The sequence below is a fragment of the Bacteroides sp. genome (genome assembly GCF_030151085.1).
In the GTDB taxonomy this organism is placed as follows: Bacteria; Bacteroidota; Bacteroidia; order Bacteroidales; family Bacteroidaceae; genus Bacteroides.
In genome coordinates this window covers 15470-36899 of sequence record NZ_JASLER010000098.1, presented here as the reverse complement: position 1 = coordinate 36899, position 21430 = coordinate 15470, and the positions used below count along the sequence as shown (strand labels likewise).

The following is a 21430-nucleotide window of genomic DNA, read 5'->3' as shown; positions in this document are numbered from 1 at the left end:
GCTTTTATTTCTTCAGTTTAATACCGATGTCGTTGATTCCGCTTAGCACTTTGTCAGGAAGGGTGTAGGCTATCTTGAATTGATAGATACCCGATTTACTAATTTGGACACCTCCTACCGAAAATTCAGACTGATAGAGGCTGCCCCAGCCAGTACCTTTCCATTTACCTTCTTTATCGGCTAGAGTGAGTTGAAGAGAGTCGGTTGGTAAAGAGGTAGAATCAGGGGTTTGATAGTTAATGGACAGATTGAGATTTTGGTAAGGATAGTCATTTCGGTTCCTGATTTCTACGGATAACTTATAATAAGTGAAAGAGTCGGGAACCTCTACTGCAAAAGAGAGTGTATCTTTCTGCTGCCATCCTTCCGCAGGGATTGATTGGAAGGAATGATATACAGTCTGTTTGTCGCAAGCAAACAATGCACTTGCGACAAACAGCAATATGATACTTTTCAGATAGAAACTACTATTCTTGAACCGGTTTATCATTGTTGTGGGCAGGTCTTTCTCCTTGCGGTCTGGGATTGTTGTTACGTGGCGGTCTACGGTTATTATTCCGTTGCTGATGATCCCCTTGTCTTTGTTGATCCTTAGGTCGGGAGTGTTGTTGATCTCCTTGTCTGGATGGCTGCTGCCCTTGTTGCCTGGGCTGCTGTTCTCCTTGTCTAGGCTCTCCTGGTCTAGATTGTTCCCTGTTTTGAGGAGCAGACTGCTCACCTCCTTGGGGACGGTTGTCATTAGGTCTTCTCTTTTTCTTGTTACGGTTGTTGTTGCCACCATTCCCTTCTCTGTTGTCACCACCATTCTTACCTTTGCGGCTACGGTCAAAGCGGGTAAGGCTTTCTTGTTCCAACAGATCTACCGGTTTCTTAGGCTCAGGGCGATGAATCTCTTCAACTAAATTATCCGGTTTGATACCTCGTCTGTTTAACCCGATTATTTCGAAAGCACGTCTTCCACTGATAGTAACCAAGTTGGCAGGAATATTTTTATCACTGGAATAAGTTATCTGATTGTTTAAGATATCAGCTTTGAAGAAATAGTAGAAGCCATCTTTAGTTTCCAATTCAATTTCTCTGGAAGGCAGACGTTTTTGTGCTTCTACGTAACAGTCTACTTCATAATTGAGGCAACACTTCAGTTTGGCACACTGACCGGCAAGCTTCTGAGGATTGAGTGAAATGTCCTGGAAGCGTGCTGCACTGGTTGATACCGAAACAAAAGAAGTCATCCAGGTAGCGCAGCATAATTCGCGTCCGCAAGGTCCAATACCACCAATGCGTCCGGCCTCCTGGCGTGCACCGATTTGTTTCATTTCAATGCGAACATGAAAAGCATCAGCAAGTACCTTAATCAATTGGCGGAAGTCTACACGTTCATCGGCAATGTAGTAGAAGATGGCTTTGTTTCCGTCTCCCTGATACTCCACATCTCCGATTTTCATGTTGAGATTAAGATCTACAGCTATTTGGCGGGCACGTATCATGGTGGAATGCTCGCGACTTTTGGCTTCATTGTATTTATCCATATCTACCGGCTTAGCTTTGCGATAGATACGTTTGATGTCGGCTTCCGACTTAATGTTAGCCTTCTTCATCTGTAGCGGAACAAGGCGTCCGGTTAGTGTTACCACACCGATATCGTGACCGGGGGTAGCTTCTACGGCTACAATATCTCCTTTTTCCAAAGGTATCTTATTGCTGTTACGGAAATAGCCCTTACGGGTATTCTTAAACTGAACTTCCACTAAATCGCTTTCTTCGGCATTGCCGGGAATATCGGCGAGCCAATCGTAGGTATTCAGTTGCTTGTCTTGCCTGCCGCAGCTTTTGCAGCAGAGACCTCCGCTTCCATTATGTAGTTTAAATTCCATTCTTATCTATTGTTTTAATAATACAATCATTTTTAGTGAAAAATCAAAGAAAACCATTCTGGCATTGACGTTCTGCTCTATATGTACTTGCGCTTCGGTCAGCTCGTCCATAATGCCCATAACGTTTCGTTCGTTGACGAATGGGGCAAAACGGGTAGCGAAGTTCTGTTCAGGCAATGTCATATAACTCATCTCTTTTTGATGCAAATTATAGATGAAGTTCTCCCGAATCATGCGTTGGCAGTATTCCAAAAAGTGTTTTTGACGCTCGCGTCCTATACTTGCCAGTTGTTCGCTCCATTGCTTCATTTCCCTTATTTTACGTTGATAAGAGAGACGCATCAAGTTGACAAACAGCTCGAAAAAAAGTTCATTCTCTTCGTTCAGATGGATGGTTTCCAGTGCTTTGACAAAGTCTCCATTTGCGAGATGGGCTATCGTTTCACTGTCTCTGGGCTGCACTCCATATTTTTGTTGCAAGGCTGCTGCCATATCCGATTCTTCGATCTTATTGATGTTGAAACGTTGTGTACGACTGAGGATGGTTTGCAAAATCATCTCAGGAGCTTCGGATATTAACAGGAATATTGTTTTCTCAGGTGGTTCCTCCAATAGTTTGAGTAGCTTATTGGCACATACTTCATGCATCTTTTCCGGCAACCAGACTATGGTTACTTTATAACCTCCTTCGCTGGACTTCAAACTGAGTTTACGAGTAATTTCGTCACTTTCTTTGGCATAGATAATGGCTTGACCATTCTCAGCATCCATCTCATTCAGCCAATGGTTTAGCCCGAAGTAAGCACTATTGAGCAACAGGTTGCGCCAACTAGCAATATAGTCATCGCAAACTTCTTTCTTACTCTTGGCATTTTTTACAATCGGAAAAACGAAGTGCACATCGGGATGTACCAGTTTATTCCATTTTACACAAGAGGGACAAGTACCGCACGCATCTGTTTCCGTACGGTTAGGGCAGCAGATATAACGGGCATAGGCCAATGCTAATGGAAGTTTGCCTACTCCTGACGGACCACAAAAAAGTTGTGCATGAGGAATACGCCCTTCTTGCACTTCTTGTATCAGCCTTTGTTTGGCAGCTTCTTGTCCTATTACATCTTTAAAACCGAACACGATATATTAGTGATTAGTGATTAGTGATTAGTAATTAATCACGATAATCAGTTAGTTCTCAATTCTTATTTCTTAATAAATTTGCTTGGCAACTTCTTTGATGCTGTCTGTTGCTCCTACAGAATAGAAGTGCAGACTTGGGATACCATGTGCCATAAGCTCCTTGCATTGTTGCACACACCACTCAATACCTACTTGTTGTGCATCAGCGTCACTCTTGCATTTCAAAGTTTCTTTAGTCAGATCTTCGGGCAAATCAACTTTGAATGTTTTGGGGATCATACTGAGTTGCGACATCTTCTTAAACGGTTTGATACCTGGAATGATGGGAATGGTAACACCTGCTTGGCGGGCACGTTCCACAAAATCGAAATATTTCCGGTTATCATAGAAAAGTTGGGTAACTGCATATTCGGCACCCATTTCCATTTTCTTCTTTAGCCAGTAGATGTCTGAATCTAAGTTGGGAGATTCTTCATGTTTTTCTGGATAGCAGGCTACACCGTATGAGAAGGGGGTATTGGTGACTTTCATTTCCGAACCATCCACGAAAATACCATTGTTGAAATTATTGATTTGTTCCTGTAGTTCAATCGCATGATGGTAGCCATCACCTTCCGGAGTAAACACGGATTCATGCTTTGCTTTGTCACCACGTAATACCAATAGGTCGGTAATTCCCAGAAACTGTAAATCGAGCAAAACATATTCTGTCTCTTCCCGGCTAAAACCACTACAAAGAATATGGGGGACAGCCGTAATGTTGTATTTATTTTGGATGGCAGCCGCTACAGCTACAGTACCCGGACGACGACGTAGACGATTCCGTTGGAATAATCCGTTGCCAAGGTCTTTGTATACATACTCGCTACGGTGTGTGGTAATGTTGATGTATTTGGGATCGAATTCTCGTAATGTATCTATGGTTTGGTACAGCTTATCAATGCCTGTGCCTTTCAAAGGTGGCAATATTTCAAATGAAAAAGCTGTTTTTTCGTTACTGTGTATCAGGTCGATTACTCTCATTTCTTTTTCGTTATCTTTGTCTAATTGGCAAAAATCTTGCACATTGGGAACAAAAATACGAAAAAGAAATGAGATATGCCGAAAATGGCGGCTATTCTTTTATACAGCGAATGGAAAGACCTTTATAATAATTATAGCCCGTTGCTATCGTTTGATCTTTAACCATTTCATTACTTTGCCCCATAAAAAATACAGTTTGTTCAGGAACTTTACCGGTTACTTCATCCAAACTCCAAAAACCTGCCATCTTGTATATGTTCGCATGATAATTCTGAAACCACATTCCGGCAGGATACAAGTTGAACATTGTCTTATTTTCTACCGGAGCGACATCGCCGGTTCCATGTCCTGCATACTGCCATTCCCCTGATTTCAGTAAAGAAGCATCTTCGTTTATATAAGCATTCAGCTTATCCCAGTCTGCTGTTGTTGGTATTTTCCATCCGTATGGAGCTATTGACTTTGTATTTACAGCTTCTCCGTTATAAAAGTAAAAATCATAGTCTTTTGCTTTGTAATATCCGGGATCTTTACCAAGGTTTATTAGCAATGCTATAGGACTACCGTCTTGATAATAAGTAGCTCGTAGATTATCTTTCATCCAATATTGAGTACCTATTTTTACAATAGGATATTCTTGTACCCCATTTTTTGTGTCACGTATCGTGTATTTTGCAATACTTACGTTGATGGGTGCCTCCGGTTTGCTTTGGAAAATGTTGCCGTCTTTGTCAAAGTAGATTTCGTTGATGGCTGCTGAGTTACCGGCATCGTAGCTAAATGAATTTTTCTCCTTATCCCAGCAGATGATTCCACCATTAATCGCTTCTTTGGTATCCAATAGTTGAAGTACTTTTCCTCTGCTTAAATCGGTTGTTTCATCTTCCTTAACCGGGTAGACTACAATTGCTTTTGAGGTCAGTTTTCCTGATGACAGATATTCTTTGCATATTTCTGCTATTGGCTTATTGTTTGAATAAACCCGGTATACATTGGATTGGGAGAAGGAAAGAACAGATAAGTGAAGGGCGGCATAGCTTCCATTATTGTTTGTGTTGTCTAATGCAATACAAGATTCCCATTCTTTGATTGACCCAATCATGCTGCTCAATATATTACTATTAGCCTGCATTGATGTTATCCTGATTTCATATTGCTTGCTACCTGCTATTTCCTCAGGGGTGGGTATGGGACAGCTATATATTCGTCCGTTCCACTCCATTTGAAGTGATTGCTCTTTGCTGATTGGTTGAGGGATGATAATAAACTCTTTGCCTGTTAGATTATTGTCTTTGTCTTTTTCCCATGTACCCGATGAGATAATATCCGATACGGTTCCATCTGATAGATTGAAAGTTCCTTTTGTCAGGTCATATTCTGCATGTGTGTAGAAACCGGTGGCAATAATTCGTGGATTTGCTTTTAGCATGTTATCTATATTTTCATTTTTGCCCGGGATAAGGGTGATTTTCATTTTAGTAAGTTTGTGCTGGTACTCTAATTCTACGGTTTCGCTACTGCTAGCAGTTCCGGTGGCTTTTGCTAAAACAAAATCGCTTTGCGAATAGGCATCTTTATCGTTTTGGTTGGATTGTACAGATATGGGAATAAGGGAACTTCCGGTTGGAATACCCTCATCACAGTAAGGGTAGTAGCTGATAAAATGCAGGGTTGCATCTTCTCCTTCCGGATAAAATATATCTTTGGAAGGTATCAGGGTGTTATTGCTTCCACAAGTCAGACATAAGTTGTCGAGGTATCGCTTCTGGTCAATGCTGAATTCCGGTAGCATTGCGTACAACGCTACTTTATCACCTTTGTCAAAAAGATTGTTGGTAGCTTTGGTTGAGGCTTTACCTTCTTTTATGGCGAAAGTGATTGGTACACTTCCTTCTTGAGTCTCTTTTTCGATTTGATTAACACATGCTGTAGTACAGCAAAATAGTGTCATAAAAAACATGTTTCCAATTAGCGTTTTCTTTTTCATAATATAGAATTTGTTCGGGATGGTAACTGCCTATATCCCTGTTAATATTCACTGATCTAGTGTATCTAAATATAGACTGAGTAGTACCTAATTGGTATGGAAAAGTAGTTGCGCTTTAGGATGCTAATTGTTAATGTCTCGCTAGACATTATGGTGCATTTCACTCTGTGTTTATCGCACTTTTTCGTTATAAACGGTAACAAAAGTAGTTTTATATATTGAATGGTAGACCATAAATCAATAAAAACTTTTATAAATTATTTATCACACTCTGATTTTTTGTCTAACTTTACACACTAAAATCGTATATAGTAATAAGTTAAACCATAGATATAAATTCATGCCTTTAAATTTACCCGATAAACTACCTGCTATAGAGTTGCTTAAAGAAGAGAATATTTTTGTCATTGACAACTCTCGGGCAACGCAACAAGACATTCGTCCATTACGCATTGTGATCCTGAATCTCATGCCGTTGAAGATAACGACGGAAACGGACTTAGTTCGTCTGCTATCCAATACCCCCCTTCAGGTGGAAATCTCTTTCATGAAGATAAAGAGCCATACTTCTAAAAACACGCCAATAGAACACATGAAAACGTTCTACACCGATTTTGAGAAGATGCGGGGCGAGAAGTACGATGGAATGATTATTACCGGTGCTCCGGTAGAGCAGATGGACTTTGAGGAAGTTACCTATTGGGATGAAATTACAGAGATTTTCGATTGGGCTCGTACGCATGTCACTTCGACCTTATATATTTGTTGGGCGGCACAGGCTGGGCTTTATCACCATTATGGTGTACCCAAATATGCTTTAGGTAAGAAGATGTTCGGTGTTTTCGAACATCGTACATTGCAACCTTTGCATCCCATTTTTCGGGGATTTGATGATATGTTCTTTGTGCCTCATAGCCGTCATACGGAAGTGCGCAGAGAAGATATACTGAAAGTACCGGAATTGACAGTGCTTTCCGAATCAAAAGAAGCAGGTGTATATTTGGCGGTGGCTCGTGGCGGACGTGAGTTCTTCGTAACCGGTCATTCTGAATATTCCCCGTTAACTCTGGATACGGAATATCGTCGCGACTTAGATAAGGGATTGCCTATTGAAATGCCTCGCAATTATTATGTGGATGACGATTTAGAAAAGGGCGTTTTGGTACGTTGGCGTGCGCATGCCAATTTATTATTCTCCAACTGGCTGAATTACTTTGTATATCAGGAAACGCCGTATAATATTAATGATATTGAATAAACAACGAGTGATAAAGCAAAGAAAAATAGAGCTGCTGGCTCCTGCCAAGAATTTGGAATGTGGTATTGAAGCAGTGAATCATGGTGCGGATGCTGTGTATATCGGTGCCCCTAAGTTTGGTGCCCGTGCTGCCGCCGTCAATTCACTGGAAGATATTGCAGCTTTGGTGGAACATGCTCATCTGTATAACACCCGTATCTATGTTACCGTTAATACCATTCTGAAAGAAGAAGAGTTAGAAGAGACGGAGAAGATGATTTGGGAATTATACCGTATCGGTGTGGATGCATTGATCGTTCAAGATATGGGTATCACGAAATTGAATCTTCCGCCTATTCCGTTGCACGGCAGTACCCAGATGGATAACCGTACTCCGGAGAAAGTGCGTTTTCTGGCTGAAGCTGGTTTTCGTCAGGTGGTGCTGGCGAGGGAACTTTCTTTGCAAGAGATACGTGACATCCACGAAGCATGTCCCGAGGTGCCGCTTGAAGTTTTTGTGCATGGGGCACTTTGCGTCAGCTATAGTGGGCAATGCTATGTCAGTCAGGCATGTTTCGGGCGGAGTGCCAACCGGGGCGAATGTGCGCAATTCTGCCGGTTACCGTTTAGTCTGGTAGATTCTGACGGCAAGACGATAGTGCGTGATAAACATTTGCTTTCTTTGAAAGACCTCAATCAGAGCGAGATACTGGAAGAACTGCTGGATGCAGGCGCTACTTCCTTAAAGATAGAAGGTCGCCTGAAAGACGTTACATACGTGAAAAACGTCACAGCAGCGTACCGTCAGAAGTTGGATACCATTTTTGCCCGTCGTAAGGAGTATGTACGTGCTTCTTCGGGTACTTGCCATATCGACTTTAAGCCTCAGTTAGATAAGAGTTTCAGTCGAGGCTTCACTCATTATTTCCTTCAGGGAAGGGAACAGGATATTACTTCTTTCGATACTCCTAAATCATTGGGAGAAGAAATGGGTACCATGAAGGAGCAGCGAGGCAATTATCTTACCGTTGCCGGTGTGAAGTCCTTCCATAATGGAGACGGTGTTTGTTTCCTCGACGAGCAGGGACGTCTGCAAGGTTTCCGCATTAACCGGGTGGAGGACAATAAACTTTATCCGGCAGGGGAGATACCTCGCATCAAACCACGTACCCGTCTTTATCGCAATTTCGATCAGGACTTTGAGCGCATCCTTACCCGTAAATCTGCCGAACGTAAGATCGGTATTTTCTGGGAACTATCTGAAACCGCTTTCGGCTTTGCTCTTTCGGTTGCAGACGAAGATGACAACCGGGTTACTCTTTCTTTCCCTTATTCAAAAGAACTGGCACGTACGCCGCAGCAGGAAAATCTACGGTCTCAATTGAGTAAACTGGGTAATACACCTTTTGAGGTAAAGGCAACTTTGTCGGAAGATACCGCAGGGATTATGATCCGCTTTACCGAAAACTGGTTTATTCCTGCTTCTGTTGTAGCCGACTGGCGCCGCCAGACTATTGATAAATTGATGGCTGCCCGCCGCATTACCTACCGTCGCGAACTGGCTGTATGGAAACCTACCCAACATGCCTTCCCCGCTAATTCTCTGACGTATTTGGGAAATGTAATGAACAGTGCAGCCCGGGGCTTCTATCTGGAGCATGGATTATCTTCCGTGTCGCCGGCTTACGAAAAACAGACTGTACCCCAGGCGGTACTTATGTTCTGCAAACATTGCCTGCGTTATAGTATGGGGTGGTGTCCCACTCATCAGAAAGGCCATTCTCCTTACCGTGAACCTTATTTTCTGGAAGGTACGGACGGTAAACGATTCCGCTTGAGTTTCGACTGTAAGAATTGTCAGATGAAAGTATATGGAAATGAAGAATAAGGAATTAAGAATGAAGAACTTGCAAAGGAAGGACTACGAAAGTCTGATGGGCAACTGTTGGCAGGTAGTGAGAGGTAGGAGGCATTTCTTGCACTCCTTATGCTCCCTGCGCGCGCTCTTATTCTTCATTCTTTATTCTTCATTCTTCATTTCTCTGGTTTCTTGCCACTATCCCCGTCCCAATCTGGAAGACGAGGAGATGAGTGAGAAAACCCGTGACTCGCTGACCTACTTATACGAACGGCATTATACATGGAATACGAACCTGGAAGTGCATGCCGATTCTATAAATCTTGCTTGTTTGCCCGTAAAAGATTGCTATAATATGCTCTATCAGGGGGACCGGGTAGTAGTAGCAGAATTTGCCATCCATCCTGCAGACAGCGTGGATAGCGTGTGGGTGAAGTTGGCGCATTCGCAAGAGATACAAGGCTGGCTGAGGGAGTCGGAGATGATGCATGCCTTTGTGCCGACGGACAGCATTTCACAGTCTATCTATCTGTTTAGTGATACGCATGCCTCGTATTTTTTTATCATCTTTGCACTATTTGTGGCTGCCTGGCTTTTCCGGGCATTCCGTCGCAAGCAGTTGAGGATGGTTTATTTCAATGATATCGACAGTGTTTATCCGTTATTGTTATGTCTGCTGATGGCGTTTAGTGCTACGGTTTACGAGTCGATGCAGGTATTTGTGCCCGATACGTGGCAGCACTTCTACTTTAATCCTACTTTGTCGCCCTTCAAGGTGCCATTCGTCCTTTCTATATTCTTGATGAGCATTTGGCTGTTTATCATCGTGCTGTTGGCGGTACTTGATGATTTATTCCGCCAACTTTCCCCGGCAGCGGCTGTATTCTATCTTTTAGGATTGGCGTCCTGTTGTATCTTCTGCTATTTCTTCTTTATTCTCACCACATATATTTACGTGGGCTATCTGTTTTTGGCAGCTTTCCTTTGGGTGTTTGTCAAGAGGTTGCGAGTGTCTCTCACCGTGTCCCGATACCGTTGCGGTAAGTGTGGACAAAAAATCAAGGAAAAAGGCATTTGTCCGCATTGCGGTGCTATCAATGAATAATGTTTTAGTGCAATACATTACTCATTTCATTACAAATTATAATCTAAAGTATCATTACTTTTATCCTCGCTACAAGGCAATCTGAACGGGGGCTTTGTTCGGCACCGAGGAACGAGTCGTTCGACACCGGGGAACCCTACCTTCGACACCGAGGAACCCCTTGTTGCTCGGTGCCGTTCTTTTCAGCTATTGGAATGAATGGTAAGATAATAGTATAATTTTTCTTAGAACCTGCAACGCAATTCTATACCAGCTTGTACCGGACGGCCTTTTTGCATAAATCCGTTGCCCATGCTTTCGAAGTAGAAGGCTGCATAATCTTTATCCAATGCATTGCGCACCCAGAAATCAATTTGCCCACGGCCTTTCTGGAAGCTGACACGTCCGTTCAGTGTTCCGTAGAATGCCTGGCTGACTGTATTTTCTTCCGTCCAGTAGATGCGTCCGGCGGCGGTGTAGTTGGCATTCAACTGAATGCGGTCCAGAAAGTGCCCCGGATTGATACGGAAGACGTATTGTCCGCCGATGTTCATTGTGTGCTTGGGAACAAAAGGTACATAATTACCCTTGTAGTTGTTTTTATCACTTGTTGCATAATCTTTGAAAGTGGCGTATGTATAACCGTAACAAGCGTTTAAAGTCAAGGCATCGGTCAGTGCTGCGCGCAGACTGGCTTCCGCTCCATAACTATGACTTTTTCCAGCATTCACGGTGATGCGTCCCAAACCTTTTTCGGCAAATTTGGAAATCTGTTGGTCACGGGTATCCATGTAGAAAGCGGAGACATCGGCTAGCAGGCGGCCTTCCCATAATGTCAAGTGAGTGCCTATTTCGTAATTCCAAGTATATTCAGGTTTGTAACGGGTAGCTTCTTGTACATCGGGCACCTCGTTTTTCATCTTTGTTATCATGGCGGACATTGCACTGAATGTGGGGTCGGCGGCAATGGCATCCATCATCGAATTGCTTAGTACGCCTGTGATGAGGTCGGAGAACATCTGTATGTTGTATCCTCCTGAACGATATCCGCGGGCGGCGGTGGCGTATACATTGTTTCCCTTTCCCCACTCATATTGCAAGGCAAATTTAGGCAGTAGCTGAACATAGTCTGTTGATTCTTTACCCAAGTATGCCGCGTCAGCTTTCAGTCCTTTACTTTCGAGATTCATAGGTGGCTTTGCCATGACTAACGAGAAGTTAAAGTCCGTAGTACTTGACATGGAATTATAATCCATCCGTATCTTCTCATAGTCTAGACGTAATCCGATGGTGGCCGACAATCCTTTTATCAACAAATCATTGAAGGTGGATTGATGGAAAAGTGCGCCACTTAGAGTGGGTGTATCGAAGCTGCCGCTCACTCGCAGGCTTTCATTATTGATGCTCAAATGCATGGTAGGCGCTCCCGGTTTGGAGGCAAGTCCGTCGAAAACATTATTCGCATTTCCTTCGATGACCTGATTGATACCTTCTTTATGAAATTCTACCGGACCTTCCGTATGCAGCCATTGATAGAATCCAAAAGCTCCCGTAGTCCACTGCCAGCGGCGGTTGGGTTTGGATTTGAGAACAATTTCTTCGGAGATGGTATTCATCTTCTGCTTCTGTTCGATATTAAAAATATTCTCGGGAGTAAAATCCTGATCCATGAACATACGGTCTCGTAGGAACTGGTAACCGGTGACGGCACTCAGTGTGAAGTTCTGTGCCTGATATTCAATATTCAGTCCGGCGTTCATCAGGTTGCGGTAATAACTGCTCCGTTCGTCGTTGGAGATTTTACCGATATAAGGTTTCAATTCTTCTTTTTGTTCTGTGGGGTTTATTTTCCCCATATAGAAGTACGGATAACCTCCCTGATCGCTATATTCGTAGCTGATGTTCAAGTCCAGTTTCAAATTCTCAGTGGGCAGGTAGATGCCACGGAAACGGCCGCCTGCCGATTGTCCTTTGTCCACCTTTTCGTTGTTTCGCACTACATTGCGGAAGAATCCACCTTGATAGTCGTAAAAACCTCCGGTAGAGAAAGCGAAGCGGTCCGATACCCGGTGATAATGGGTTACTGAAGCATTATAAGCATTGTGTGTACCTGCTCCCATACGCAAATCCGTGCCTTGATAGCTGAAAGGGGATTTGGTGTGTACCTTAATCAATCCGCCCATCGCATTGCGACCGTACAGTGTGCCTTGCGGGCCACGCAATACGTCGATACGCTCCACGTCGGAGTAATTGAAGTCGAAGGCGGACTTGTCTATATAAGGTATATTATCTACATACAATCCTACGGATGGAGTATTGATACGTGAGCCGATACCACGGATATAAACCGCTGAAGTCAACCGCGAACCATAATCGGGGATAAACATATTAGGAACGAGTGAAGTCAAGTTTTTGATAGAGTTCACTTGTGTGGCTTGCATGTCTTGCTGGGAGAGCAAGGTTACGGCAGCGGGTTGCTCGCGCAACTTCTTGTTTTCTTTGGGTGCTGCGATGACAAGTACTTCTTCTACATCTACTACTTTTAGTGTATCTGCTTCTTCTGCCAGGATGTTTCCGGTTGATAGAAAGGATAAAACCAGAGCGAAAATTCTATATTTGTTCATAGGTTAATTTATTTCGTCTGCAAAGTAAGGGGAAATCGGTAGCATACGCAATCCTCATTTATGAGGAAAAAGGCTATATCCTGTCCGCCTCCACATATCCGTGCATCACAGCATAAATGGTAAGTCCCGAAACAGATTTGATGCCGAGTTTCTCCGTAATATTCTTTCGGTGTGATATAACGGTAGTCAGACTGATATTCAGTTTATCTGCTATTTCTTTATTGATAAGTCCCTTGGTGACTAAAACCAACACTTCTATTTCGCGGGCGGAAAGGTCGTGCTCGCTGGTAGTGTTCGGCATGGTTTCGGGATGCTTGCCGGGAGTTTGCTTACCCGGATGCCCATGATTGTGCCCGTATTGATGTAACTGCAAGATAGTCTTCACCAAACTCTTTTCGTCTTGATAAATATTCAAGGTAAGCACTCCTGATAGTTGAGGCTGGTTATCACCGCCTGTCAGTACTATCGTCTTAGGTTTACGTTCAAGGAAGAAAGCGGTATGCTCGAAATAAATCTGCGAAGAGATGAAATAATGGGCGTACATGTCCGGAGTATCATCCATCAGTTCCGCAAAAGAGTGAAAAGAACGGATGGTAGCCATTGGAATAATTTCTTCCAAAAGATTTTGTAATCCAAGGCAAGACAAGGTATTGGAGGTGATAATTGCTATTTCAGGAATCATATACTTGACATGTTTTTGCAAAAATACGGATGATTCATGATAAAGCAATAGAATTTTTGAAATAAGAGAATGTTTTTCTTTATTCTAAGTTAGAACTCTGTTACTCCTTATTTTGTTATATGCTTATAATTAACTTAAAACCTTAGCGTTATGATATATGATATAGCCATTATCGGCGGTGGACCCGCCGGATATACAGCTGCCGAAAGGGCGGCTGCAGGCGGTTTGAAGACCGTCTTGTTTGAGAAGAAAGCCATTGGCGGTGTGTGTTTGAATGAAGGGTGTATTCCTACAAAGACTCTGTTGTATTCTGCAAAATTGTGGGACAACATGAAAGGTGCTGCAAAATATGGTATTTCTGTCCCCGATGGTCCTGCTTTCGACATGAAGAAAATTATCGACCGTAAGAATAAAATCGTGAAGAAACTCACAGGAGGAGTAAAGATGACTGTAACCTCATACGGTGCTGTTATTGTGGAACAGGAAGCTGTGATTGTAGGCGAGCAGGATGGTTTGTTCCGTATCTCTGCTGGCGGCGAAATATACGAAGTGACTTATCTGCTGGTTTGTACCGGTTCCGATACTGTTATTCCACCTATTCCGGGACTATCTGAAATTGATTACTGGACTTCCAAAGAAGCTTTGGAAAGTTCTGTACTACCCGAATCTCTCGTTATTATTGGCGGAGGTGTCATTGGTATGGAATTTGCTTCTTTCTTTAATAGCATGGGTGTTCAGGTTAGTGTTATTGAAATGATGCCCGAGATATTGGGTGCTATGGATAAAGAAACCAGTGCTATGCTGCGCTCCGAATATCAGAAACGGGGTATTAATTTTAATCTGAATACCAAAGTGACTGCGGTTAGCAAAGAAGGAGTAACGATTGAGAAAGATGGAAAGTCTTCACTTGTAAAAGCTGATAAAGTGCTGGTTAGCGTAGGGCGTAAAGCAAATTTAGGGCAGGTGGGATTGGATAAACTGAATATCGAACTGCTTCGGAACGGTGTGAAAGTAGATGAACATCTGTTGACATCCCACCCTCATGTATATGCTTGTGGGGATATAACGGGACGTTCCATGTTGGCTCATACCGCTATCCGCGAAGCGGAAGTCGCCATTAACCATATCCTGGGAGTGGAAGACCGCATGAACTACGATTGCATTCCCGGTGTGGTGTATACCAATCCTGAAGTTGCCGGAGTGGGGAAGACGGAAGAAGAATTGAAAGCTGCCGGTATCAGCTACCACGTGCAGAAACTTCCTATGGTCTATTCGGGCCGTTTTGTTGCAGAAAATGAAACCGTGAATGGTCTTTGTAAAATGATTCTGGACGATGACGACCGTATCATTGGTTGTCACATACTGGGCAATCCTGCTTCTGAAATCATTGTGATTGCAGGTATTGCTATCCAAAAGGGTTATACGGTGGAAGAATTCCAAAAGAGTGTCTTTCCGCATCCTACGGTCGGTGAGATTTTCCATGAAATACTTTTTTCGTAATGTTGTGCATAGACAATCGTTGCACGGATATCTATTGGAATCTGGCAGCAGAAGAATATCTTTTGAAGCAGAAGAAGGATAATTACTTTATGCTTTGGCAGTCGGACCCCTGTGTCGTGATTGGGAAACACCAGAATGTACAGGCCGAAGTGGACGAACATTATCTTCAGGAAAAGGGCATTTCATTAGCACGCCGTTTTTCGGGTGGAGGGGCGGTTTATCATGATATGGGGAACATAAACCTGAGTTTCATTGAAACTGTAAACCAACCCGATTTCGAATATTACTTGCAACAAACTATTGACTTCCTCGACCAAATGGGGGTCACTGCTTATTCGGATAAACGAATGGGAATTTACGTTGATGGTCGGAAGATTTCGGGTAGTGCACAATGCATTCACAAGAATCGGGTGATGTATCATTGCACATTACTCTTTTCTACGGATCTCGAAGTCTTGAATGCTTCATTAAGGGGCAATTCGGATTCTGAAAACTTACTACCTGGTTCGCAAACAGTGCGTGCTGTTCCTTCTGTGCGGAGTGAAGTAACGAATATCAGTGAACATTTAATTACTCCCGTTACCGTTAAACGTATTATCCGTCTGCTTCTTCATTATTTTCTGGAGAATGATGAGAATCAGTCGTACCGCTTTACTCATAAAGATGTGGAAGCTATCGAACGTTTGAAGAATGAAAAATATGCCAATGAAGAATGGATATACAATAAGTCGGTATTAACTTTTACGTAAGTTAAAACCTTATTATCCAAATATTTGTTTAAGTATAAACGAATAACTTAAAACCTAACTATATGTCAAGATTTGAAATAAAGATGCCTAAACTGGGCGAAAGTATAACCGAAGGAACTATTATCTCCTGGTCGGTGAAAGTAGGAGATGTCATAAAGGAAGACGATGTCCTGTTTGAAGTAAATACAGCTAAAGTGAGTGCTGAGATTCCCTCTCCGGTTGCTGGTAGGATCCTGGAGATTTTATTTAAAGAAGGTGATACGGTTGCGGTTGGTACCGTAGTAGCCATTGTAAATATGGACGATGAAGATGAGGATGAAGCTCCTCTTTCAACTTCTTCTGAGGAGAAAAAAGAAAGTTCTTCTTCACCTGCTGCTGAAACACCGGCACAAGAACTTCCTCTGGCTAAAGCCGTTAAGACAGAAGAAGAACGATGGTATTCACCAGTTGTACTTCAGCTGGCACGTGAGGCACATATCCAGCAACAAGAACTTGATACTATTCCCGGAACCGGTTATCAAGGACGTCTAAGTAAAAAAGATATAAAGCATTACATTGCCCAAAAACAGAAGGGAACTGCAAGTATCGCTGTTCCAAAGGCTGCTTCGCAACCTGTTTCTACTGAAAGTCCCAAACAGCAGCCCGTATCGCAACCTGCTCCTCAGCCTGCACCACAGTCTGTTGCACCACAGCCTGCTAAACCAGCTACTGTAACTTCCTCTTCCGAAGGTGTGGAAGTAAAAGAGATGGATCGTGTACGTAAAATGATAGCAGACCACATGGTTATGTCCAAGCATACTTCTCCTCATGTTACTACATTGGTAGAAGTCGATATGACCAAATTGGTGAAGTGGCGTGAAGCTCACAAAGATGCCTTCTTTAAACGCGAAGGCGTGAAACTTACTTATATGCCTGCCATCACTGAAGCTACAGCGAAAGCCTTGGTTGCTTATCCGCAGGTGAATGTTTCGGTCGAGGGTTACAATATTCTCTATAAGAAGCATATCAATGTTGGTATTGCGGTATCTCAGAATGATGGGAATCTGATTGTGCCTGTTGTGCATGATGCCGACCGTTTGAATCTTAGTGGATTAGCCATTTCGATCGATGCTCTTGCTGCCAAGGCACGTGTGGGCAAGTTGACCGGTGATGATATTTCAGGTGGTACCTTTACAATTACTAACTTTGGTACATTCAAGTCTCTGTTCGGTACACCTATTATCAATCAACCGCAAGTAGCCATTCTTGGTGTAGGAGTTATTGAAAAGAAACCGGCTGTTATCGAGACACCCGAAGGAGATGTGATTGCTATCCGTCATAAGATGTATTTATCATTATCCTATGACCACCGTGTAGTGGACGGTTCTCTTGGAGGAAACTTCCTCTATTTCATTAAGAATTATCTGGAAAACTGGAACGAATAACTTAAAACTTGACCGTTATGAAGAAATATGATATTAAAACCACTGATGTTGAAACACTGAAAAAGTGGTATTATCTGATGAGCCTTGGGCGTGCGCTTGATGAAAAAGCGCCTGCCTATCTATTACAATCCCTTGGTTGGTCCTATCATGCTCCATACGCAGGACATGATGGTATACAACTCGCCATGGGGCAAGTCTTTACCAAAGGGGAAGATTTTCTTTTTCCTTATTACCGGGATATGCTGACCGTACTTTCTGCCGGAATGACTGTAGAAGAACTTATATTAAATGGTATCTCCAAAGCTACCGATCCCGGTAGTGGCGGACGTCACATGTCCAATCACTTTGCGAAACCCGAATGGCATATCGAAAACATCTCCTCGGCAACGGGTACGCACGACCTGCATGCAGCAGGCGTAGCACGTGCTATGAATTACTATGACCATAAAGGTGTCGTAATTACTTCCCATGGCGAATCGGCAGTTTCCGAAGGCTTTGTTTATGAAGCCATCAATGGTGCCAGCCTCGAACGCCTGCCCGTCATCTTTGTATGGCAGGATAATGGCTATGGCATCTCCGTACCAAAGAAAGACCAGACTGCCGCCCGTAAAGTAGCCGATAACTTCTCCGGTTTCAAGAATCTGAAGATTATTCATTGTAATGGTAAGGATGTATTCGACTCTATGAATGCCATGACTGAAGCCCGTGAGTGGGCTATCGAAACCCATAATCCGGTTATTGTGCAAGCCAATTGCGTGCGTATCGGTTCGCACTCTAATTCGGATAAGCATACTTTATATCGTGATGCAGGAGAACTGGCATACGTAAAAGAAGCTGATCCACTGATGAAATTCCGTCGTATGCTTCTGCGCTATAAACGCCTTACAGAAGAAGAATTGGCTGAGATTGAAGAGAAAGCCAAGAAAGAACTATCGGCTGCTAACCGTAAAGCGCTTGCAGCTCCCGATCCTGATGCGAAGAGCATCTTCGATTATGTGCTCCCCGAACCTTACGAACCGAAGAAGTATAAAGACGGTGTACAGAACGAAACCGAAGGTGAAAAGAAGTTTATGGTAAACGCTATCAATGAAACCCTGAAAGCTGAGTTCCGCCATAATCCGAATACCTTTGTTTGGGGGCAGGATGTAGCCAACAAAGATAAAGGGGGTGTTTTCAATATAACTAAAGGCATGCAGCAGGAGTTTGGAGACAAACGGGTTTTCAGTGCTCCTATAGCCGAAGATTATATTGTAGGTACGGCAAATGGCATGAGCCGTTTCGACCCTAAAATCCGTGTGGTAATAGAAGGAGCTGAGTTTGCCGATTACTTTTGGCCTGCCGTAGAACAATATGTAGAGTGTACGCACGAGTATTGGCGTAGCAACGGGAAGTTTGTTCCTAATGTGACTTTGCGTCTGGCTTCGGGTGGATATATCGGTGGTGGACTTTATCATTCCCAAAATATAGAAGGCGCTTTGGCAGGATTACCCGGTGCAAGAATTGTTTGTCCGTCTTTTGCTGATGATGCAGCAGGACTATTGCGGACAAGTATGCGTTCACGTGGATTTACTTTGTTCCTCGAACCGAAAGCATTGTACAATTCGGTAGAGGCGGCTACTGTAGTTCCCGAAGATTTTGAAGTGCCTTTTGGGAAAGCGCGTATCCGTCATGAAGGTTCCGACCTTAGTATCATCACATACGGCAATACAACGCACTTCTGTTTGAGTGTAGCCGAACGTTTGAAGGCAGAAGCCGGTTGGGGTGTAGAAGTGATTGATATCCGTTCGTTGATTCCACTAGATAGGGAAACTATCTACGAATCTGTAAAGAAGACAGGTAAAGCATTGGTCGTTCATGAAGATAAGGTCTTCGGTGGATTTGGTGGTGAAATAGCAGCCAGTATCAGTTCCGATTTATTCCGTTACTTGGATGCACCGGTCGAGAGGGTAGGCTCTACCTTTACTCCGGTAGGCTTTAATACGATACTGGAACGTGCTATCTTACCAAATACCGATAAAATATATGAAGCAGCCAAGAAACTGTTAGAATTCTAAATTGTAACTATAATGAAAAAGATAGGATTATTTTACGTGGCAAATGCCGTGAAAACTTCGCAGATAGCAAAGAAGATCCGTGAAGTATTGGGAGCGGAAAATATAGATATTATTCCGGTAGAGAAAGCTTGGGGGGATGATTTTAAATCTTACGACAATCTGATTGTTGGTGTGTCCACTTGGTTTGATGGGGAATTGCCGACATTCTGGGATGAACTGATTCCTGAATTAGAAACATTAGATTTGAAAGGTAAGAAAATAGCCTTATTCGGCTTAGGCGATCAGGTGAATTATCCCGATAACTTTGTAGATGGACTGGGTATTTTGAGTGAGTCTTTTGAAAAAGCCGGTGCTACGCTTGTCGGATTTACTTCTGTCGAAGATTATACGTTCAATCACTCTAAAGCATTACATGATAATAAATGGTGTGGTTTGGTGATTGATGTGGAAAACCAATCAAAGTTGACTGACAAACGTATTAAGGATTGGTGCGAGCAACTGAAGAAAGAATTTTGAAATAGTGATTAGTATTAAGTGATTGGTGATTAGCTAGCTGCGTAATTGCGCAGCATAGCAATCACTAATCATTAATTATAAATCATTGCTTTAGCGGCTTCCGCGCATCGTTCTCCGTCAATACCTGCCGAAACAATACCTCCGGCATAACCAGCTCCTTCTCCACAAGGGAATAGTCCCTTGATGCGGACATGTTGCAGGGTTTCTTTGTCTCTAATAATGCGCACCGGTGCCGATGTTCGTGTTTCTACACCAATCATAACCGCTTCATTCGTTAAAAAGCCGTGGCTATATTTTCCGAATTGCTGGAAGCCTTTGCTTAATCTTTCTGTAATGAAAGGTGGCATCCAGAAATGTAGCGGAGAAGATACCAATCCGGGTGCATACGAACTTTCGGGTAAATCATAACTCAACTTCTTTCTTGTGAAATCTGCCATTCGTTGTGCCGGTGCTGTTTGCTTCATATTCCCTTGTTGCCAGCAGAGGCGTTCCAGATTCTCTTGAAAATACATCATTGCTAATGAAGAATGATGAATGGTGGATGAAGAATCGGACTGTACAGTTGTGCCGCATGGCAATTCTTCATTCAATAAGTCTTCCGGTTGTATTTCCACTACCATGCCGGAGTTACTCCAACGGGAACCACGGTTGCTGGGGCTCATGCCGTTAACAACGATCTGTTGAGGACCACTGGCGGCGGGTACAATAAATCCACCGGGACACATGCAGAAACTATACACTCCTCGTCCGTCAACTTGGTTCACAAAACTGTATTCGGCGGCGGGTAGATATTTACCGCGTCCGTTCCGGTTGTGGTATTGTATTTGATCTATTAGCTCCGCTGGATGCTCCAAGCGTACACCTACAGCAATGCCTTTGGCTTCAATCTCTACATTATTGGCTGCTAGCCAGCGATATACATCTCTTGCGGAATGTCCGGTAGCCAGTATCACGGGCCCTAGGAAAGTTTTCCCGGTATTGGTTTCTATGCCTTTCACCTCATCTTTCTCAATAATCAGCGCATCCATGCGAGTTTCAAAGTGCACTTCTCCACCACATTCTACAATGGTATTTCGCATGTTCTCAATGACGCGCGGCAGCTTATCCGTGCCTATATGCGGGTGTGCATCTACTAATATGGATGTTGAAGCTCCATGCTGGCAGAATACATTCAATATCTTATCCACATTCCCCCGTTTTTTACTGCGGGTATATAGCTTTCCGTCTGAGTAGGCACCTGCACCTCCTTCTCCAAAGCTATAATTGGATTCCGGGTCTACAATCTGCTGGCGACTGATTTGCGCAAGATCCTTTTTGCGTTCACGTACATCTTTACCACGTTCAACAATGACCGGGCGTAGTCCGAGTTCAATAAGGCGTAAAGCTGCAAAGAGTCCTCCTGGACCGGCGCCTACTATGATAACCTGTGGCTTTCCTTCTACATTGTTATATGAAGAGTGTTGATATTCATCATCTGTAGGCATCTCATTCAAATATGCCCGTACATTCAGGTTGACGAAGATGGTTCGTTGGCGTGCGTCAATGCTGCGCTTCAGAATACGCGTTGCTGTAATCTCCCGTGCATTCAAGCCTTTTTCTTGTACCAGGTACTCTTTTAGTCGTTGTTCATTTGCCGCTATTTCGGGCAGAACGCGAAGTTGATATTCTTGTATCATAATGT

The 21430-nt window shown here is 43.3% G+C and carries 16 protein-coding genes; 8 read left to right on the top strand and 8 right to left on the bottom strand.

Annotated elements, in window-relative coordinates:
- Nucleotides 1-4: 4 nt before the first annotated feature.
- From Q1W14_RS21100 to Q1W14_RS21080, 5 genes are all read right to left on the bottom strand, one after another.
- Nucleotides 5-490 carry a gliding motility lipoprotein GldH gene (locus tag Q1W14_RS21100; RefSeq protein ID WP_300704760.1) on the bottom strand — a complete coding sequence of 162 codons (486 nt, stop codon included), beginning with the start codon at nt 488-490 and terminating at the stop codon, nt 5-7.
- Complete coding sequence (gene ricT, locus Q1W14_RS21095; RefSeq protein WP_300704759.1) at nt 468-1874, bottom strand: regulatory iron-sulfur-containing complex subunit RicT; 1407 nt, start codon at nt 1872-1874, stop codon at nt 468-470. The genes Q1W14_RS21100 and ricT overlap by 23 nt, the downstream gene beginning before the upstream one ends.
- Before the next feature lie 6 nt (nt 1875-1880).
- The gene (locus Q1W14_RS21090; protein ID WP_300704757.1) at nt 1881-3008 is read right to left on the bottom strand and encodes a DNA polymerase III subunit delta; all 1128 of its coding nucleotides are present in this window, start codon (nt 3006-3008) and stop codon (nt 1881-1883) included.
- Between the two features lie 72 nt (nt 3009-3080).
- Nucleotides 3081-4034 carry a methylenetetrahydrofolate reductase [NAD(P)H] gene (gene metF, locus Q1W14_RS21085; RefSeq protein WP_300704755.1) on the bottom strand — a complete coding sequence of 318 codons (954 nt, stop codon included), beginning with the start codon at nt 4032-4034 and terminating at the stop codon, nt 3081-3083.
- Nucleotides 4035-4125: 91 nt separating this feature from the next.
- Entirely contained in the window at nt 4126-6021 is a 1896-nt protein-coding gene (locus Q1W14_RS21080; RefSeq protein WP_300704753.1) for a fimbrillin family protein, read from the bottom strand.
- 340 nt (nt 6022-6361) lie between these two features.
- On the opposite strand from Q1W14_RS21080, the gene metA reads away from it, so the two are divergent.
- From metA to Q1W14_RS21065, 3 genes are read left to right on the top strand one after another with little or no spacing between them, the layout of a single operon-like run.
- Nucleotides 6362-7279, top strand: coding sequence for a homoserine O-succinyltransferase (gene metA / locus Q1W14_RS21075; protein WP_300704751.1), 918 nt, complete (start codon nt 6362-6364; stop codon nt 7277-7279).
- A 7-nt stretch (nt 7280-7286) separates the two neighbouring features.
- Nucleotides 7287-9146 (top strand): U32 family peptidase, encoded by a 1860-nt coding sequence (locus tag Q1W14_RS21070; RefSeq protein WP_300704798.1) that lies wholly within the window; start codon nt 7287-7289, stop codon nt 9144-9146.
- Between the two features lie 46 nt (nt 9147-9192).
- The gene (locus Q1W14_RS21065; RefSeq protein WP_300704796.1) at nt 9193-10221 is read left to right on the top strand and encodes a hypothetical protein; all 1029 of its coding nucleotides are present in this window, start codon (nt 9193-9195) and stop codon (nt 10219-10221) included.
- A 224-nt stretch (nt 10222-10445) separates the two neighbouring features.
- Here the strand turns inward: Q1W14_RS21065 and Q1W14_RS21060 are convergent, their stop codons facing one another.
- Nucleotides 10446-12824, bottom strand: coding sequence for a TonB-dependent receptor (locus Q1W14_RS21060; protein ID WP_300704750.1), 2379 nt, complete (start codon nt 12822-12824; stop codon nt 10446-10448).
- A gap of 73 nt (nt 12825-12897) precedes the next feature.
- Nucleotides 12898-13506, bottom strand: a complete 609-nt coding sequence (locus Q1W14_RS21055; protein ID WP_300704748.1) for a LuxR C-terminal-related transcriptional regulator — start codon at nt 13504-13506, stop codon at nt 12898-12900.
- Between the two features lie 150 nt (nt 13507-13656).
- Here Q1W14_RS21055 and lpdA point away from each other — a divergent pair, with 150 nt between their 5' ends.
- From lpdA to Q1W14_RS21030, 5 genes are all read left to right on the top strand, one after another.
- Nucleotides 13657-15006 carry a dihydrolipoyl dehydrogenase gene (lpdA, locus tag Q1W14_RS21050; protein WP_300704746.1) on the top strand — a complete coding sequence of 450 codons (1350 nt, stop codon included), beginning with the start codon at nt 13657-13659 and terminating at the stop codon, nt 15004-15006.
- On the top strand, nt 15006-15755 hold the full coding sequence (locus Q1W14_RS21045; protein ID WP_300704744.1) for a lipoate--protein ligase family protein: 750 nt from the start codon (nt 15006-15008) through the stop codon (nt 15753-15755). The genes lpdA and Q1W14_RS21045 overlap by 1 nt, the downstream gene beginning before the upstream one ends.
- A gap of 62 nt (nt 15756-15817) precedes the next feature.
- Nucleotides 15818-17179 (top strand): dihydrolipoamide acetyltransferase family protein, encoded by a 1362-nt coding sequence (locus Q1W14_RS21040; protein ID WP_300704743.1) that lies wholly within the window; start codon nt 15818-15820, stop codon nt 17177-17179.
- 17 nt (nt 17180-17196) lie between these two features.
- Nucleotides 17197-19233, top strand: a complete 2037-nt coding sequence (locus Q1W14_RS21035) for a thiamine pyrophosphate-dependent enzyme (protein WP_300704742.1) — start codon at nt 17197-17199, stop codon at nt 19231-19233.
- Between the two features lie 12 nt (nt 19234-19245).
- The gene (locus Q1W14_RS21030) at nt 19246-19749 is read left to right on the top strand and encodes a flavodoxin (RefSeq protein WP_300704740.1); all 504 of its coding nucleotides are present in this window, start codon (nt 19246-19248) and stop codon (nt 19747-19749) included.
- Between the two features lie 71 nt (nt 19750-19820).
- Here Q1W14_RS21030 and Q1W14_RS21025 read toward each other — a convergent pair whose 3' ends face one another.
- The gene (locus Q1W14_RS21025) at nt 19821-21425 is read right to left on the bottom strand and encodes an NAD(P)/FAD-dependent oxidoreductase (protein ID WP_300704739.1); all 1605 of its coding nucleotides are present in this window, start codon (nt 21423-21425) and stop codon (nt 19821-19823) included.
- Nucleotides 21426-21430 lie beyond the last annotated feature (5 nt).

Bases quoted from the DNA above. Each gene is read 5' to 3' on its own strand.
- Q1W14_RS21030 (WP_300704740.1), top strand. From the start codon at position 19,246: ATGAAAAAGATAGGATTATTTTACGTGGCAAATGCCGTGAAAACTTCG.
- Q1W14_RS21045 (WP_300704744.1), top strand. From the start codon at position 15,006: ATGTTGTGCATAGACAATCGTTGCACGGATATCTATTGGAATCTGGCA.
- Q1W14_RS21065 (WP_300704796.1), top strand. From the start codon at position 9,193: ATGGGCAACTGTTGGCAGGTAGTGAGAGGTAGGAGGCATTTCTTGCAC.
- Q1W14_RS21100 (WP_300704760.1), bottom strand. From the start codon at position 490: ATGATAAACCGGTTCAAGAATAGTAGTTTCTATCTGAAAAGTATCATA.
- Q1W14_RS21040 (WP_300704743.1), top strand. From the start codon at position 15,818: ATGTCAAGATTTGAAATAAAGATGCCTAAACTGGGCGAAAGTATAACC.
- Q1W14_RS21060 (WP_300704750.1), bottom strand. From the start codon at position 12,824: ATGAACAAATATAGAATTTTCGCTCTGGTTTTATCCTTTCTATCAACC.
- ricT (WP_300704759.1), bottom strand. From the start codon at position 1,874: ATGGAATTTAAACTACATAATGGAAGCGGAGGTCTCTGCTGCAAAAGC.
- lpdA (WP_300704746.1), top strand. From the start codon at position 13,657: ATGATATATGATATAGCCATTATCGGCGGTGGACCCGCCGGATATACA.
- Q1W14_RS21080 (WP_300704753.1), bottom strand. From the start codon at position 6,021: ATGAAAAAGAAAACGCTAATTGGAAACATGTTTTTTATGACACTATTT.
- metF (WP_300704755.1), bottom strand. From the start codon at position 4,034: ATGAGAGTAATCGACCTGATACACAGTAACGAAAAAACAGCTTTTTCA.
- metA (WP_300704751.1), top strand. From the start codon at position 6,362: ATGCCTTTAAATTTACCCGATAAACTACCTGCTATAGAGTTGCTTAAA.
- Q1W14_RS21055 (WP_300704748.1), bottom strand. From the start codon at position 13,506: ATGATTCCTGAAATAGCAATTATCACCTCCAATACCTTGTCTTGCCTT.
- Q1W14_RS21035 (WP_300704742.1), top strand. From the start codon at position 17,197: ATGAAGAAATATGATATTAAAACCACTGATGTTGAAACACTGAAAAAG.
- Q1W14_RS21025 (WP_300704739.1), bottom strand. From the start codon at position 21,425: ATGATACAAGAATATCAACTTCGCGTTCTGCCCGAAATAGCGGCAAAT.